The organism is Rhodoligotrophos defluvii (assembly GCF_005281615.1).
GTDB lineage: Bacteria > Pseudomonadota > Alphaproteobacteria > Rhizobiales > Im1 > Rhodoligotrophos > Rhodoligotrophos defluvii.
Genome location: NZ_SZZM01000002.1, coordinates 1,069,030 through 1,083,905 on the forward strand (window position 1 = coordinate 1,069,030; position 14,876 = coordinate 1,083,905).

The following is a 14,876-nucleotide window of genomic DNA, read 5'->3' on the forward strand; positions in this document are numbered from 1 at the left end:
GGCCTGATATGCGCGTGGCCAATACGGCCGGCCGAGCAGCCGAGGGGGTAGGCGTCATGCGGGCAAGCAAACTCATCCACATCGTCAACTGCCATGCCGAAGGCGAGGTCGGCGACGTGATCGTCGGCGGGGTGGCGCCGCCGCCCGGTGAGACGCTCTGGGAACAGTCCCGCTTCATCGCGCGCGATCAGTCATTGCGCAATTTCGTGCTGAACGAGCCGCGCGGCGGCGTCTTCCGCCACTTCAACCTGCTGGTGCCGCCGAAGAACCCTGCGGCCCAGATGGGCTGGATCATCATGGAGCCGGAGGATACGCCACCCATGTCGGGCTCCAACGCGATCTGCGTCGCGACCGTTCTGCTCGAGACCGGCATTCTCCCCATGACCGAGCCGCAGACACGGCTGGTGCTGGAAGCGCCCGGTGGCCTGATCGACGTGCTCGCGGATTGCCGGAACGGCAAGGCCGAGCGGATCACCGTGCGCAACCTGCCCTCCTTCGTCGACCGCCTGGATGCGCCGCTGGAGGTGGAGGGCTTCGGCACCCTGCGGGTGGACATCGCCTATGGCGGTGACAGCTTCGTGATCGTGGATGCGGCAGCCCTCGGGTTTGTCATCGCACCGGACGAGGCGCGCGAACTGGCCGAGACGGGCATACGCATCACCAGGGCGGCCAACGAGCAGCTCGGCTTCCGGCATCCGCAGGGCACCGGGTGGGACCATATCTCCTTCTGCCAGATCGCCGCGCCATTGGCCGAGGAAGACGGCATCAAGGCAGGCCTCAACACGGTGGTCGTCCAGCCCGGCAAGCTCGATCGCTCGCCCACCGGCACCGGCTGCTCCGCGCGCATGGCGGTGCTGCATGCGCGCGGCCTCCTGCGCAAGGGCGAGCGCTTCATCGGCCGCTCCATCATCGGCTCGCGCTTCCACTGCCGGGTCGAGGATGAAGTCCTCGTCGGCCAGACGCCTGCGATCATCCCGAGCATCAGCGGCCGCGGCTTCATCTACGGCACCCAGCAGCTCATGCTCGACCCTGCCGACCCCTGGCCGGCCGGCTACCGCCTGTCCGACACCTGGCCGATGATCCGCTGAACGGCGGCCAGGCTCCATTCCTCATCACCGCGAGATGATTTGCCTTCATGGTGCCTCTCGCGGCGCAATATGCGCGGGTGGCGGCAGGAATGGAGAGCTGTCGCGATGGACCAGAAGATGCGGAACGGCAATGCGCGGCCGGGCTGGCCGATCGGGCGGCTGCTGCCGCTGGTGCTGGGCGCCCTGATCATTGCTGCGGTGGTGCCGGTGATCGTGACCGGGAGCATCGGCGCACGGGACATTTCCAGCCGGCTCCTGCGGGAGCGCAACGATCTGCTGATCGAGGCGGTGGTGACGCCGATCGAAGCGCTTCTCGAACCGGTGGTGCGCCAGATGGATCGTGCTGCGGCCCTGGTCGCTGGCGGACAGATCGATCCCGCCGACGAGGCATCCTTCGGCGCCTTCGTTCGCGGCCTCATGGCGCCGACGCCGCAGGTTGCCGAGATTGCCTTGCTTGCATCCGATGGGTCTTTGTACCGCTGGGGCCGCGATGGCGCGGTGCCGGAAAACGGTGGCCGCGAACCGTTCAAGCCGCAATATCTGGATGAGGCGCGGGCGGGTGGCGGGCCACGGTGGTCGCGCCCCTTCCACAACGATCTCTTGGGCGAGACCGTGGTCACCTATCGCGCGCCCCTGCGAAAGGATGGTGAAGTGGTCGGCGTGCTGGTTGCGGCAGTGACGGTCGAAACGCTCTCGACTTCGCTTGCCGCCATCGGCCGCGAGTTCGAGGTGACGCCATTCGTGCTGCTGGATCGTGTGAATGTGGTGGCCCACCCCGCCATCGCCCGCAATGGCACAGGGCAGGGGGCTGGCACCGGCACGTCGCGCCGGTCGAGGATCGACAGCATCGGTGACCCCATTCTCGCGGCCATCTGGGCCGACCCGTTCGAGCTCACCGCCAGCGGTCCGCTGCAACGGGCCGATGGACATTGGGCGTGGATAGGCGACGAGGCGCATGTCTTTCTCTATCGCAACATTCCCGTGGTCGGCGACGGCGCCTGGCTCGCCGGCTATCACCAGTCGTCGGTGACGACACGACGCGAGCGTTGGATGACCTACACGGTTGCCGGGATAGGGGCGGGGCTTCTCCTGCTCGCCTTGTTCGCGGCGGCACGGATCGGCCGTGGGTTGGCGCGCCCGATCATCGGATTTGCGGACGCTTCCGCCGCCATCGAGCGCTTCGATTTCGGCGGGATCAGAATTGAGCGCTGCGAGGCTAGCCGGGTGCAGGAGATCGCCAGCACCGCCTCCGCCATCCGCCGCATGGCTTCCGCCCTCGGGGTGTTCGAGCGCTATGTGCCCAAGGCGCTCGTCCACCAGCTGGTGGCGCTGGGGCCCGGCAGCGGCAGGCCGGAACGGCGCGACATGACCATCATGTTCCTCGACCTCGAGGGCTATACCCGATTTGCCGAAGGACGGACCGCGCAGGAAGTGGCGGATTACCTGAACGAAACCTTCGGGCGGATCGGCCCTGTCATCGAGGAAAGCGGCGGCGCCATCGATAAATACACCGGCGATGGCCTGATGGCCTTCTGGGGCGCCCCAGGCCGCGATCCCGACCACGCCCGCAAGGCCGTCGATTGCGCCTTGCGCCTGGTCGAGCTGCTGGCGCCGGAGATCGAGGCGAAGCGGTCGGCCGGCGCCCCGGCCTGCCGGATCCGCATCGGCCTCAATTCCGGCGAGGTGGTGGTCGGTGATCTCGGCTATGACGGGCGCACCAATTATACGGTGATCGGGCATGCGGTGAACGTGGCCAAGCGGGCGGAGGAGGCTGTTCGCGGCATCGCTCCCGAGGTGCCGGTCATGGTGGTGGTGACGGACGAGACCGCGAGCGCGGCTCACCTCGCCGACGATTCCTACGGGCTCGAGCGGCTCGACCGCCACCTGTGGCTGCTGCGGTCGGCCGATCAGAGCCACAGCGCAGCGGCGATGGTTTGAGTCTGCTATGCCGCTCCCAGCATCGGCCTTCTCAGGACCCGGCTCTTGACCAGGTCGATCAGCACGAAGGCCACGAGACCGAGCAGCGCCGAGACAGCGACCGCTGCCAGCGACGTCATCACCGTGGTCTGAGCCATGATCAATGCGAACGCGAACGGGGCGAAAGCCGACGTGAACTGGCGCGCTGCGGTGACCCACCCGAGCAGGGCGCCATAGCCCTCACGGCCGAACAGCTCCAGTGGCAGCGTGCCGCCGATGATGCTGGTCAGGCCGGAGCCGAGCCCGAACAGGATGGCGAACAGGACCACGCCGGGGAGCCAGGGGGCCGCGGCGATGAGCACGGCGAGACCGGTGGCGAGCAGCCCGGCGGCGATGATGGCGAGATGCGTCTGCGCCAGGCGGCCGCCGAACAGCATGTTGATGAGCCGGCTTGCGACCTGCGACGGGCCGAACAGGGTCGAGACCAGGAGCCCTGCGGTGCCGAGCCCAAGCGCGGCCATGAGCGGTACCATGTGGATCAGGAGCGCCGAGAGCACGAAGCCCTCGATGGCGAAACCGGCGAGCATGAGAAGGAAGATCGCCTGTTTGGCACGAGGCGCCATGGCAACCGCTGCATGGGGCAGGGGAGCACTGGCGGACGCCGCAAGTCCGGAGCTTGGGAGGGCAGCCAACTTGCGCCCGCGCGCCGCGCGCATGAGCGACCAGTGGATCGGCACGCACAGCGCGAGGTTCAAGGCGGCGAATATCCCATAGATTTCGCGCCAGCCGAGATGCGCGTGCAGCGCCGAGGTCAGCGGCCAGAACAGGGTCGAGGCGAAGCCGGCAATCAGGGTCAGGTGCGTGATGCTTCGCTGCGCCAGCGGTGAGCCGGTCTGCACGATGGCCGCGAAGGCGGCGCCGTAGAGCACGAAACAGGCGGCAAGTTCCATCCCCAAAAGGGCGAGAACGAAGGTGGCCCGCCCAGGCGCCAAGGCGCACAGGGCGAGCGCGAGCGCGGCGGCTGCCGAGCCGAGGGTCATCGTCCGTCCGGCGCCGAACCGGTCGATCCAGCGGCCGGCGACGGGAGCAAGCAGGCTGCCGGCAAGCAGTGCGGCCGACAGCGCCGCAAAGACCCACTGCTCGGAAATGGCGAACTCCGCGGCCATGGCCGGCGCCAGGATCGGCAGGCTGTAGTAGAGCGTGCCATAGCCGATGATCTGGGTAAGGCCGAGCAGCCAGATCATCAGGGCGGACCGAGCGCGGTCACGCATCGGACGTCGCAAGGCTTCGCGATGCGGCCTCCGACAGGTGGCCGGGCGTTGCCGGGCTCGCACAGCCGCAGCCCACCTTGCCCTCGGCTTTCGCTTCGGCATCGGCAGCGCAGCATGCAACGGCCTCCGCCGGTGCCGGCCCGCCGCAACGGCCTTCGCCCACGTCGATTTCGGCCGCGAACTGCGTCGTGCAGACACCCGTCTCCGGCAGGACGAGCCGCACGTCGTCCGCCGCGGCCATGTCGCCGGCGAGCGCCGCGGCGACGGAGCGGACCTGCTCATAGCCCGTCAGGAGCAGGAACGTGGGGGCGCGGCCATAGCTCTTGATGCCGACGGTGTAGAACCCCGGCTCAGGATGGGCGAGCGCGCGGTGCCCGTGCGGCGGCACCGAGCCGCAGGAATGCACGTTGGGATCGATCAGCGGACCGAGCGCCCGGGTGCTCTCGAGCCATGGATCGAGATCGAGGCGCAGTTCCCGGGTGAGCGAGAGGTCTGGCCGCTGGCCCGTGGCCGCGATGATCCGGTCGACAGGGCCGATCACGGCCAAGCCGTCCGCCGTCTCGCCTTCCACGATGATGCCTGCGCCATCCTCCCGGAGCGCGATAATCGAGAGGCCGGTCGTGAGCGATACGGCGCCGCTCTCCACCAGCTGTCGCGTCTCGGCACCAAGCTCGCCGCGGGCGGGCAGCTGATCCGCACCGCCCCCGCCAAAGATCCGTGCGAGATTGTCGCTGCGGGTGGCCCAGAGGACTTTGGTTCCCGGTGCCGTTGCGGCCAGGCGGGCGAGATCGATCAGCACATTGGCGGCCGAATGCCCTGCGCCGACCACCAGGGTTGCTCTGCCCGCATAGAGCATGCGGTCGCGGCCGAGCACGTCGGGGATGCCATAGGCGATGCGGTCGGCAAATGCGGCCTCGTCCGTGGCGGGCAGGCCGTTGCCGCCGAGCGGATTTGGGGTGAGCCAGGTGCCCGAGGCATCGATCACGGCGCGGGCGAGATCGCGGCGCAGCCCGCCCGCCGTCTCGAGAACGAGTGCGAAGGGCTGCTCCGCGCGTCCCTTGCTCACGACCTTGTCGGAGCCGTGCCGTGAAATGGCGGTGACCCGCGCTCCCATTTCGATGATTGCGGCGAGCTCGGGCGTGTTCGCGAGCGGCTCGATGTAGCGCGCGACAATCTCGCTGCCGGTCGGAAAGAGGTCGGCGGGCGGCGGCCGCCAGCCGTGCCGCTCGAGCAAGGCGGCCGCAGCGCTGTCGATACAGTAGTGCCACGGCGTGAAGACGCGCACGTGACCCCAGCTGCGCACATTGGCGCCCACTGCGCTGCCAGCCTCATAGAGCTTCACCGGCAGGTTGCGGGAGAGAAGGTGAGCCGCCGCGGCGAGACCGACAGGTCCCCCGCCGATGACCGCGATGGGTAAGGAGTCGAGTGAGGGGCTCATTACATTCCATCCTTCCAGAAATATGGAAATTGATCGCCAAAAAAACCGGGGTCAGGCTGCCGCGTCGCCCTCTTCCGCCACGCAAGGCGCATCGACGCAACACTCATCCACCAGGAAACCGACAAGGCCGTCCATTGCCGGATAGTTCGCCCGGCAGATCAGGCTTGTGCCTTGTCGCTCCTGCGTGACCAGACCCGTCAGGATCAGGCGGTGCAGGTGATGCGAGAGCGTCGAGGCCGCGATGTCGAGCTTGTCCTGCAGCCGCCCGACCGGCAATCCCGCGCCACCGGCCCGCACGAGGGTACGGTAAACCTGGAGCCGCGTTGGATTTCCGAGCGCTTCCAGCTGCTTGGCCGCTTCTTCGACGTTCATGGAAATATGCTATCCCGCCCGCATCCAGTCGTCAATAGTTATTTTGATGATGTTCGAAATAGCGACGCCTGGTAGGGCTGCGAAGGTGAGCGGCGTTTGCCGAGCCTATCGCTAGAGGTGATAGTATAATGCTGCGCTACATTGAGTTGTGGGGTGCAGGCGGCGTCAGCTCGTAATATTTTGCCGCGAAATCATCATGCCGCGGCGACGTGACTGGAAATTGGCGGAAGGCTTTCGTGCAAGACGAAGCTGGACTATACTCGCCATCTGCTTCCAGGCTCCGTTCTTTCGGTGGGGCCCAACCGTGCGGTCCACAGGATCGACACATCTTGGGGAGGCGAACAATGCCGGACATCACGTGGACGATCAAGGGTCGCGAATTCATCCACTGCAACTGCGCGTACGGCTGCCCTTGCCAGTTCAATGCTCTCCCGACAGATGGCACCTGTCATGCGGTCGGCTTTGTCGAGATCGAGGAGGGCCATCACGGCGAGACGAATCTCGACGGACTGAAGATCGGTTTGATTGCAGCCTGGCCGGGAGCCATTCACGAAGGGCGGGGCCAAGTCGTTCCGATTGTCGACGAGCGGGCCTCGCCCGAGCAGCGCGAGGCTCTCCTGCGTATCATGAGCGGCCTCGATACCGAGCCGGGTGCGACCTTCTTCCAGGTTTTCTCCGCCACCTTCGAAAAGGTGCACGATCCCGTCTTCGCGGAGATTGAGCTCGATATCGATGTCGACGCCCGCATGGCGCATGCCGCCGTTCCGGGATGGGTTGAGGCGCGGGCGGAGCCCATCCGCAATCCCGTCACCGGCGATGCGCACCGGGCCCGTATCAACCTGCCGCGCGGCTTCGAGTACGATATCGCCGAAGTGGCGCGCGGCTGGGCCGAGACGCAGGGCCCGATCACTCTCTCCATCAAGGACAGGCATGCGCATTTCGCGAGACTGCACATGACGCAAAGCGGCGTGGCGCACTGACGCCATGGCCGCCGCCGGGCTCGAGGCGGTCCTGCGGCGCGACCGGGTGATCGTCGCCGCAGCGCTGGCCGCCCTCACTGTATTCGCCTGGGCCTATATCCTGTGGCTCGCGGCCACCATGGACATGGGTGGCCACCCCGACGGCGGGCAGGGCAACCCGATGTCCGGGATGGCCATGCCGGGCAAGCCCGGCATGGGCGATGGCGGCATCGTAATGCCGCAGCTCGCGCCGTGGTCGGCGGGCGAGGCGCTCCTCATGCTGGTGATGTGGACGGTGATGATGATCGGCATGATGACGCCGTCCGCAGCGCCCATGATCCTCCTCTATGCCCGCGTCGGCCGGCAGGCGGAGCAGCAAGGGAAGCCTTTCGCTGCGACGGCCTGGTTCGCGGCGGGATATCTCGCGAGCTGGGTTGCCTTCTCGGTTCTCGCCACGGCCGCGCAATGGGCGCTGGAGCAGGGCGCGCTGCTGACGCCGATGATGACGAGCGCCAGCCCGGTCCTCGGCGGGCTCGCGCTCATCGGCGCCGGCCTCTACCAATGGACGCCGTTCAAGGACACCTGCCTGACGCAATGCCAGTCGCCGCTCGCCTTCATCCAGAGGCACGGCGGCTTCCGCCGCCAGCGAGGCGGCGCGTTTTCTCTCGGCGTGCGACACGGAGCCTATTGCATCGGCTGCTGCTGGGCGCTGATGGCGCTCCTCTTCGTCGTCGGTGTCATGAACATCGTGTGGATAGCGGCCCTGGCGGTGCTCGTGCTCATCGAGAAGGTGACGCCGGCGGGACGGACTATGTCCCGCATCGCGGGCGTCGGGCTCGCAGCCGCGGGCCTCGCCATGCTGGCAGGGCTCATCGGCACCGCTTGCGCCGTCTGTTGAAGCTTGGCTGCGACCGCTAGGCGGCGATCTGATGCCGCCGAAGGATATTCACGGTGGGGAAAGTTGGCTCCGCGGGTAGGATTCGAACCTACGACCAGCCGGTTAACAGCCGGCTGCTCTACCACTGAGCTACCGCGGAACAGAGGATGCGGCCCGAACCGCATCAACCTCGATGGCGACCCCTATAGCAATGCTCGCCGGGAAAGCCAAGCCCAAAGGCACGCCTTATGCCCGGCACATCTCAGCTCCTGGTCTACTTGCTATACAAGGACCCGCCCCTTAGATAGTCGCTATGGCTCAGATCCGCTACCGCAATACGGCCGTTCCTCTTCCGAAATCTCGGATTGCGCGCATTGTCGTGGGATTGGCGCTGGTGATCGGCGGAATCCTGGGCTTCCTGCCCATTCTCGGATTTTGGATGATCCCCATCGGCCTCCTGGTCCTCTCCTTCGATCTGCCGTTCATCCGGCGCGGCCGCAGGCGCGCAACGGTTTCGCTGGGGCGACCGATCAAACGGCGCTGGCCCAACCTCTGGCATCGCCACGTGACGGAGGCCAAGCCGCATATCTGCCCGCGGACCAACGACCCGACCACCTGAAAAGACGCCGGGCACGGCCGTTGCTCCACTCGGCGCCGGCCGCATGCCCCGCGTGCCTCATGCCTCATGAAGCCAGAAATAGCGGGCTCCGCAGTCGCCGCCGGTGACGCATTCGACGAGGTCGCCATCCTCAGCGACACCCTGAACAGCGGCAGCCGCTTGCGCCTGTGCCGTCTCGCCGTCAGGCACGATCGTGCTCGCCTTCGAGCCCGGCTGTTCCCAGCGGATGCCAACCCGGCCATTGCCCAGGTCCAGCGCCCTCGGGACTGCGGATTGCGCCGACCCAGGCCTGTCGGAGAAAGTGGTGACGAACCGCGCCGCCCGCTCCCAATCGTACCACTCGGGCAGCACCGATATCTTGCTGCCCTCCCATTCATAGGCGGGACCGTATCGCTCCTGCCCCAAATAGGTGCCCTGGGTCTTGAGCGTCATCAGCGTGGGACCTTTCTCGAGCGGTGTGATCGGCATGCCGTGCTCTCCATGCTCGCCGCCCACCTCACGCGGCTTGAGCGGAGCTGCGGCCGGCTCGCTGCCGGACTCCGGCAAGAGCTGCGGGTCCGGTTGCGTCAGCGGGATCAGCTTCGAGCGGAAACGGCCGGGCCCCGCATCGTCTTCGCCGAATGCGTCGACCATGGTGTAAATCTGATTTGGCACCGGCCGCCCCGTTCTCCAGTCGAGCTTTTGGAAGCTGAAAAGCGTGCGCTCCAGCCTGGTCAGGAGAACGTACTCACCGCTGTCGTGGAAGCGATGCACCTCGGGCCCGTCGAGATCGCGTGGATCGAGCAGCCGCCATTCGCCCGGCCGCATGCCGACGAAGGGCGCCGGCATCCCCTCCGGCGGCGCTTGCGTCTTGACGGCCGCCCGGACGACCTTGCCGTTCTTGTCCATAAGCTCCCAGATGTACTTGCGCTCGTGCGCGGCCTCCGCGTCGGGCGCCACATCGAACGCCCGGGATGTCCCGGGCTCCGAGGCGGGCGAGGGGCTGCTGGCGCCGGGCTCTCGCACGAGCTCCAGCGGGTGGTGCTTCGCCAGAAGCTTCTTGCCGGGAACCCGGCGGGCCCGGTAGACCTCGCCAGGTATGGCCTGCTCCGTCCGCCAGTCCAGCGCCTGGAAACGGTCGCCCTCGACCCAATCCAGATGCTTCCGGTGGAACAGCTCTCGCCCGTCGGTTTCCCGCCGCAGGAGCACGAAGCGGCCACTGTCCTTGAAGCGGTAGACGTCCAGCAGGACGTCATAGTGGCGGGACGAATAGAACGGCCACGTCTTGCCCCTGGGCAATTGGGCGAACTTTTCCGGCATGCCCTCAGGAAGCTCCTGCCATGCGAGGCGAGCCCCTTTGATGATATAGCCGTCCGGGTCCCGGATGAGCCACTTGCACTTGTGTTCTGCCCAGCTGCGCCCGTGTGGCGATGGCGGCCTGCTGTCCTCGCTCGCTGAGCTGCTGTCCTCATCGAGCAAGCCGTATTCGACGGCGGGCGTGTCGCGGTCGGGTTTTGTCAGGAGGGGGCCGCCCCCTTTCAGACCGCTGCGCGGCACCAGGACATCGACGTTCTGGGCGGGATCGTGAATTTTATCGTAGATCTTGGGGCTGATCGCCTCGCCGGTCTCCAAGTCGATCGCCCGGAAGGCGCCGGGTGATCCCGGCATGCCGGCCCAAGCGATCTCGCGGCCGGCATCCTGAAGCCGCGTCTTCAGCACGAGGCCGAACTGCGGATGGAAGGTCTGCTCGGCCACCGTGAGCGGGCCCGAGCCTGGGAGCAGAGCCTCGATGTCGCCTTCCCGTGGCCCGGGAAGCGGCGCAGGCGACGTGCCGGGGCTGGGACTCTCCGCATCGTGATGAACCTCCGCCTGTGTCGTCACAAGCGTGTTGGGCCGGTGCTCTCCAGATCCGGCCGCGGCGCCGGCTGTGACGCGGGCTCCCGCGGCCTCGCTCTCCGTTTCCGCCAGTACGATCAGCTCCGGCTCGGCAGCATCCGGCGTCAGCAGATGGACCAGCGCCTCTTCGGTTACCGGCCTGGTGAGAACCGCCACGGAACCGTCGTTCCAAAAGAATTTGACGACCGCCTCGCTGCCGGTTGTCCGGGCATAAAGCCCGTTCCAGCGGCGGGCGAAGTCAAGAGCATTGCCGACACGCTCGATGAGGGTAGGGCCGGTTTGAAACGTGTAGTACGAATTGCCGTACCAATAGACGTTCTCCTGGACCGGCAGGCCCCCCGTGCTGACCACGGCGCGGTCGGCAATATCGCCTTGTTCGGGAGGCGGGGACAGGGCGACGTCATTGAATGCGGGCGCGCGCGGCTCGAGCGCCGGGGCAGGCGCATAATAGCCCTGAGGCAGGTTGCAATTCCGCGCCAATCCTTCATGCACCGGAATGGGCGGCGTGCTCATGGCATAGGCGCCCTCGCCGAGGTCATGGGCCTGCGCTCGGCCAAACGCATATTTCCCGTATTTGGCATTCCACAGGCGCGTGGCGATCTTGGCCGTGTCGCTGTTGGGGAACACCGTCCAGTAACGGCCCTCGAACAGGTGAGCCCGCCCGAGCGCATCGCCTTTGGTCAGCCGCCCCTGCTCCTCGAGGATCTGCTGGGTCGGTCCGTTGAGAACGATGGGCTCGCTCGCCACGTCCATGTCGATTGCGGCGAGCCCGTTCTTGGGCAGCCGGTAGAGCCCAGCGAAGTCGTAGCGATAAGCATCGGGTGTCAGGGCCTGGTCGATAATGATGGGAAGCTGCGCCTCCTCGATCAGCTCGCTCAGCCGCTGCGGGAACGGGAGCAGGTCATCGAACTCTCCCAAGCCTGACCGGTCGGCGAGATCGGAGCAGCACTGGCCGCCACCGCGCAGCCGACCTGCTTTCTCGAACAGACCGGTCTCGCGATCGCGGTGATAGGCCTGCATTTCACGTGCAGGATTTGCTTCGCCGCTGACCCAGTCGATCTCCTGAAACTCATTCCGGCGGCCGGGGACGCCTCTCAGCGCCACCACCTGGTCCGTGCTCTTGATCCGGGTGACCGTTAGCGTCTCGCCGGTGAGCGGATGCGTGTAGGTCTTGATCTCGCCCGGTCCGACATTCCGGAAACGGGCCGGAACATCCGAGGAGACCGCGCTCGCGGGCCACAGGGCGATAGCCGACGGCTCGGCTGCGGCTCTTGCTCTCTCTCCAACACGCGCCAGCCACTCGTCAGGCGGCTTCAGCTCCGACATCGGGATTTCTCTGTCGGCCACCTTCTCGATCGTTTCGCTGAATACCTCCTTGGCAAACAGCCGCCCGACAGCGGCCAGCCCAGCCTTCCCGTATTTCAGACCGAGCTTGAGCACGGTACCGATCCCTACGCAGTCGGCGGCAAGCAAGAGAGAGCCAATCCAGATCTGGCCCGCGTCGTCCTTGCGTCCTCCGTCTATGATCTGGCGGGCAGGACCAATGATCGGGACAAGGCTGATCGGATCTTCCCTAACGGTCTTGCCAAGGGACAAAAGCATTTGCGCTTTGGGGTCTATGATCTGGATGGTTGTCTCCATCATCTGGGCGGTGGTCATCCGGGCAGGTGGTTCTCGTTCGAGTCCATGATTCTCATGACATCCGCCTTTGGGCGGTTCTCCGAAACTGCTGGTCCAGTGCTCCCGGAAAGTGGACAGGGCTTGCTTTGCGATGGCTTTTCCGTCGGCGCTTCCGATGCGCATGCCGCTCGACCAGGCGAAGTGGGCCCCCGCCATCAGCTGCAGATCATCGGAGCCTTGCGGCGCTTCCTGGCAGCGCTCCAATTCTGCCTCAAAGGCCTCGCGCAGCTTTTGGCTGTTCTCAAGCCCGTCCGGGACGGGCTCTTGCCGACGCATGGCCCTCTGCCTCAGGACGGAGGCCAGCGAGAACTCAAGTGTGCCGATCGTGTAGTGGCGGTCGAGGCCATGCTCGTCGAACCACTCGGCCACCAGTTGTGTCCGCTCCGCCTCGCTCAGCTTGTCGAGGCCCGCGACCTGCAGCACCGAGGGATCGCTGGCCAGCGCCTCGACCGTCTTGCCGCTGGCATGCACCAGGGTGAGGCCGTTGAAACTCGGTCTCGGCTCACCCTCCTGACCAGACTCGGCCTTGAACATCTCCGCCTTCTGCCATTCCCGCGCGAGTGCCTCGAAAAAACTCTTTCTGAGAGCGGAGAGCCTGCGAGGCGACTGCGGGTCCATCGAAATGTCTTCTGGCCGGGTCCGGCTGAACAGGAGCGCTGCCTGATCGAGGAAGAACCCGTCCCGCGTAGCGAAGACATTCGAAATCCGCGCTGTGCCCATGGCGAGGCGCGCGCCAAGCACGAGCGGGTCGATACGGAAGTGAGGATCGCTATTGTTGATCTCGGTGAGCGCGGCCGACGCAGACAAAGGAGTCTTGCGGGGGGCCTCCCATTCGAACCAGGTGAGGGCATCCTCCAATTGCGGAATGATCCCCCGGCTCGCACCTGAAGCCGACCGTCCGCCCGCTGCCGCGGCAGTTTGCCTTGGCTGAATATCGGACACAGGTGGCTTTGTCGCATCGCCATGCGAAAGCCCCCCAGCTTCCGTCGTACCGCTCATTCCGTGAAAATCCCGCTTGATAGATCTGTGCAATCCGCGGGATCACGTTCCTCGCTGTGGTGGCTTCTGGGCCAGTATGTGGCGGTGCTGCAGCGGTACGGATGTTGTGCCGCGGGCCAGGGGCTCAGAGGCCGGCAGGCTTATGCCGTATGGCGGTGGAGCTCTCTCGGCTCAACGCCGTGATGACGATTGCGCTGGAATATCACCGCGCTCCTCGGAGATCCCTCATTCCCCGATCTGGCTCGTCGACCGCTCGTAGATCGCGGCGCCCGTTTGGGAATCGACCCCCACCAAGGTGACGTCATAGCCCCAGAGGGTCCGGATATGGCGCAGTGTTGCATCCCGGCCGCTCTCTTCGAGAAGAATGCCGTCGTGCACTTTGTGCTCCAAACGCAAATGCCGGCTGCCGAGAAGGTCCACGTCCACGACCTGGATATCCAGCCCGTTCGCGCCGACGTCATAGCTGCGGGCGAGCGCGGCCCGAATCTTCTTGTAACCCCGCTCGTCGTGAATGGAGGCGACTTCGTAAAAGGGCTCGTCCGCCTTGTCATCGAGAGCGAAGAAACGCCATTTCCGGATCAGGGTGGGGCTGAGATATTGCCGTATGAACGACTCGTCGCGGTGATTAGCCCAGGCATCCAGCAGCACCTCGCGCCAGTTGCCGTTCCCGGCAATTTCGGGGAACCAGTCGCGATCCTCGGCCGTCGGCTCCGTCGAGATCCGCTGGATGTCCTGCATCATGTCGAAGCCCAGGGCATAAGGGTTTATGCCGGAGAACCGCGGGTCATCGAAGGACGGCTGCATGACCACGTTGGAATGGTTGCGCAGGATCTCCAGCATGGCGCCTTCGCTGATCAGCCCCCGGTCATACAGCGCGTTCATGATGATGTAATGCACGAAGGTGGCGCAGCCTTCGTTCATCATCTTCGTCTGCCGCTGGGGATAGAAATACTGCGCGATGACGCGAACGATCCTGAGGATCTCGCGCTGCCAAGGCTCCAGGATGAGGCTGTGCTTTTCCAGGAAGTAAAGGAGGTTCTCCTCCGGCAGGTTCAGCGATTTCTTGCGCTCGGCCACGCGGTCGGCCTCGCCGGTCTCCTCTTCGCCTTTCCGTCGCGGCAGGGTCCGCCACAGATCGTTGTAGGACCGCTCCTCGTATTCCAGGCGGTCTCGAAGCCCCTGGCGCTGTTTTTCGGTGGATAGCTTCGGCGGGCGGCGGTACCTGAAGACCCCCTGGTCCATCAACGCATGCGCCGCATCGAGCACCGCTTCCACCGCGGCCACCCCATGACGCTCCTCGCAGCGGGCGATATAGGTCTTGGCGAAGTCCAGATAGCCCAGGATCGAGCCGGCGTCCGTCCACTGCCGGAAGACGTAGTTGTTCTTGAAGAAATGATTGTGGCCGAACGCCGCATGAGCCATCACCAGGGCCTGCAAGGCCGCGGTGTTCTCTTCCATCATGTAGACGATGCACGGATTGGAGTTGATGACGAGCTCGTAGGCAAGCCCGCGGCCCCCTTTTCGATAAAGCAGCTCCTGATACAGGAAATGCTTGCCGAAGGACCAGTGCTGGTACATGAGCGGCATGCCCACAGACGAATAGGCGTCCAGCATCTGCTCGGACGAGATGATTTCCATCTGCACGGGATAGATGTCGAGCTGCAGCTCTTCGTCGGATATGGCCTTGATGGCGTCATGCATGCGCGACAGGGTCTTGAAGTCCCAATCGGACCCGGAGAACAGCAGGCGCGATCTGCTCGTCCGTGCTGGCATACGCCCCT

10 protein-coding genes and 1 tRNA gene are annotated in these 14,876 nt (G+C 65.7%); 5 read left to right on the forward strand and 6 right to left on the reverse strand.

Annotated elements, in window-relative coordinates:
• Nucleotides 1–56: 56 nt before the first annotated feature.
• Together E4P09_RS14145 and E4P09_RS14150 are read left to right on the forward strand one after the other, a co-directional pair.
• Complete coding sequence (locus tag E4P09_RS14145; protein ID WP_137390204.1) at nt 57–1,088, forward strand: trans-3-hydroxy-L-proline dehydratase; 1,032 nt, start codon at nt 57–59, stop codon at nt 1,086–1,088.
• Nucleotides 1,089–1,193: 105 nt separating this feature from the next.
• Nucleotides 1,194–3,026 (forward strand): adenylate/guanylate cyclase domain-containing protein, encoded by a 1,833-nt coding sequence (locus E4P09_RS14150; RefSeq protein ID WP_170984424.1) that lies wholly within the window; start codon nt 1,194–1,196, stop codon nt 3,024–3,026.
• A gap of 5 nt (nt 3,027–3,031) precedes the next feature.
• Here the strand turns inward: E4P09_RS14150 and arsK are convergent, their stop codons facing one another.
• Genes arsK through E4P09_RS14165 form a run of 3 tightly spaced genes read right to left on the reverse strand, consistent with a single transcriptional unit; the run spans nt 3,032 to nt 6,086 of the window.
• Nucleotides 3,032–4,276: an arsenite efflux MFS transporter ArsK gene (gene arsK, locus E4P09_RS14155; protein ID WP_137390206.1), complete on the reverse strand. Its 1,245-nt coding sequence runs from the start codon at nt 4,274–4,276 to the stop codon at nt 3,032–3,034.
• Nucleotides 4,269–5,714, reverse strand: a complete 1,446-nt coding sequence (locus E4P09_RS14160) for an NAD(P)-binding protein (protein ID WP_137390207.1) — start codon at nt 5,712–5,714, stop codon at nt 4,269–4,271. The genes arsK and E4P09_RS14160 overlap by 8 nt, the downstream gene beginning before the upstream one ends.
• Nucleotides 5,715–5,765: 51 nt before the next feature.
• On the reverse strand, nt 5,766–6,086 hold the full coding sequence (locus E4P09_RS14165; RefSeq protein WP_137390208.1) for an ArsR/SmtB family transcription factor: 321 nt from the start codon (nt 6,084–6,086) through the stop codon (nt 5,766–5,768).
• Nucleotides 6,087–6,430: 344 nt separating this feature from the next.
• Here E4P09_RS14165 and E4P09_RS14170 point away from each other — a divergent pair, with 344 nt between their 5' ends.
• Both E4P09_RS14170 and E4P09_RS14175 read left to right on the forward strand, forming a co-directional pair.
• The gene (locus tag E4P09_RS14170; protein ID WP_137390209.1) at nt 6,431–7,066 is read left to right on the forward strand and encodes a DUF1326 domain-containing protein; all 636 of its coding nucleotides are present in this window, start codon (nt 6,431–6,433) and stop codon (nt 7,064–7,066) included.
• 4 nt (nt 7,067–7,070) lie between these two features.
• The gene (locus E4P09_RS14175) at nt 7,071–7,943 is read left to right on the forward strand and encodes a DUF2182 domain-containing protein (protein WP_137390210.1); all 873 of its coding nucleotides are present in this window, start codon (nt 7,071–7,073) and stop codon (nt 7,941–7,943) included.
• Between the two features lie 64 nt (nt 7,944–8,007).
• Here E4P09_RS14175 and E4P09_RS14180 read toward each other — a convergent pair.
• Nucleotides 8,008–8,082, reverse strand: a tRNA-Asn gene (locus E4P09_RS14180).
• A gap of 153 nt (nt 8,083–8,235) precedes the next feature.
• On the opposite strand from E4P09_RS14180, the gene E4P09_RS26545 reads away from it, so the two are divergent.
• Nucleotides 8,236–8,541: a hypothetical protein gene (locus E4P09_RS26545; RefSeq protein WP_239025178.1), complete on the forward strand. Its 306-nt coding sequence runs from the start codon at nt 8,236–8,238 to the stop codon at nt 8,539–8,541.
• A 57-nt stretch (nt 8,542–8,598) separates the two neighbouring features.
• Here the strand turns inward: E4P09_RS26545 and E4P09_RS14190 are convergent, their stop codons facing one another.
• Together E4P09_RS14190 and E4P09_RS14195 are read right to left on the reverse strand one after the other, a co-directional pair.
• Nucleotides 8,599–12,903, reverse strand: a complete 4,305-nt coding sequence (locus tag E4P09_RS14190; RefSeq protein ID WP_137390211.1) for a hypothetical protein — start codon at nt 12,901–12,903, stop codon at nt 8,599–8,601.
• Nucleotides 12,904–13,320: 417 nt separating this feature from the next.
• Nucleotides 13,321–14,868 carry a SpoVR family protein gene (locus E4P09_RS14195; RefSeq protein ID WP_137390212.1) on the reverse strand — a complete coding sequence of 516 codons (1,548 nt, stop codon included), beginning with the start codon at nt 14,866–14,868 and terminating at the stop codon, nt 13,321–13,323.
• Between the last annotated feature and the right edge of the window lie 8 nt (nt 14,869–14,876).

Bases quoted from the DNA above. Each gene is read 5' to 3' on its own strand.
- arsK (WP_137390206.1), bottom strand. From the start codon at position 4,276: ATGCGTGACCGCGCTCGGTCCGCCCTGATGATCTGGCTGCTCGGCCTT.
- E4P09_RS26545 (WP_239025178.1), top strand. From the start codon at position 8,236: ATGGCTCAGATCCGCTACCGCAATACGGCCGTTCCTCTTCCGAAATCT.
- E4P09_RS14170 (WP_137390209.1), top strand. From the start codon at position 6,431: ATGCCGGACATCACGTGGACGATCAAGGGTCGCGAATTCATCCACTGC.
- E4P09_RS14195 (WP_137390212.1), bottom strand. From the start codon at position 14,868: ATGCCAGCACGGACGAGCAGATCGCGCCTGCTGTTCTCCGGGTCCGAT.
- E4P09_RS14160 (WP_137390207.1), bottom strand. From the start codon at position 5,714: ATGAGCCCCTCACTCGACTCCTTACCCATCGCGGTCATCGGCGGGGGA.
- E4P09_RS14145 (WP_137390204.1), top strand. From the start codon at position 57: ATGCGGGCAAGCAAACTCATCCACATCGTCAACTGCCATGCCGAAGGC.
- E4P09_RS14165 (WP_137390208.1), bottom strand. From the start codon at position 6,086: ATGAACGTCGAAGAAGCGGCCAAGCAGCTGGAAGCGCTCGGAAATCCA.
- E4P09_RS14150 (WP_170984424.1), top strand. From the start codon at position 1,194: ATGGACCAGAAGATGCGGAACGGCAATGCGCGGCCGGGCTGGCCGATC.
- E4P09_RS14175 (WP_137390210.1), top strand. From the start codon at position 7,071: ATGGCCGCCGCCGGGCTCGAGGCGGTCCTGCGGCGCGACCGGGTGATC.